Here is a 396-nt window from a genome sequence, read left to right as displayed (position 1 = left end):
ACGTCCACGGTGGCCTCGGTAGGGCCATACAGATTCAGCAGCCGCACACCCAAGCCACGCACCACCCGCCCGGCAAGGTCAGCTGGAAGCACTTCACCCGAAGCGACCACAAGCCGCAGCGAGGTGCCGCCCGTAATAGTCTCTGCGGCGAGGAAGTGATTCAGCATCGATGGCACGAAATGGATCACCGTCACGTCACGGCGCGTGATCACTTCGGCAAGATAACCGGGATCTCGATGCCCTTCCGGTTCGGCCAGTACCAAACAGCTACCAGTCACTGCGGGGGCGAATAGTTCCCACACCGACACATCGAAGGTCAGCGGAGTCTTGTGCAGGATCGTATCCTGAGGACCCAGATCGCATCGGGACTGCATCCACATCAGTCGATTCACCAAT

1 protein-coding gene is annotated in these 396 nt (G+C 59.6%); it reads right to left on the bottom strand.

Going from position 1 to position 396, the window contains the following annotated elements:
* The coding region (locus ACT89H_RS29505; RefSeq protein ID WP_445111943.1) for an AMP-binding protein at window positions 1-380 on the bottom strand (380 nt) is incomplete at its 3' end.
* Window positions 381-396: the final 16 nt, after the last annotated feature.

The organism is Nocardia aegles (assembly GCF_052545135.1).
Note: the sequence above shows the minus strand (reverse complement) of the source record. Positions and strands in the feature narration are given on the sequence as shown.